This window comes from Clostridioides sp. ES-S-0049-02 (assembly GCF_020658465.1).
Lineage (GTDB): Bacteria > Bacillota > Clostridia > Peptostreptococcales > Peptostreptococcaceae > Clostridioides.
On sequence record NZ_JACVWG010000071.1, the window covers coordinates 1 to 352 of the forward strand.

The window sequence follows — 352 nt, forward strand, 5'->3', positions numbered from 1 at the left end:
TCTGTAAAAGCTATAGACTTCATACCTAGATTTGCTATTTTAGAAATGTATTGCTCTGGCTTTGTTACACTATCTATATTAGTTGTACCAGAAGACCTATCTGTATGTATGTGAGTTATTGTATAATGGTTCATTTACACCTCTCTATATTTCTCAATTAGAATTTTTTCGCTTCTAAATCCACTATCATATAATTCTTTGATTTTGTCGTTGTTTACAGATATATTGTTTTTTCTACAGAAATTAGACAACCCTACTTTTCCTCCATTTTCTAAATTTACATATCTATAGTTTGCAGCCTTGCTCTTTTTATTAAGAATTTTATATTTTATAATATCGAGGTTGTTTGGAA

Annotated in this window: 1 protein-coding gene; it reads right to left on the reverse strand. The window is 28.4% G+C overall.

What is annotated here, in order from left to right:
- Positions 1–134 precede the first annotated feature (134 nt).
- Positions 135–352: hypothetical protein (locus IC213_RS20705; protein ID WP_227863591.1), on the reverse strand; the 218-nt coding region annotated here is incomplete at its 5' end.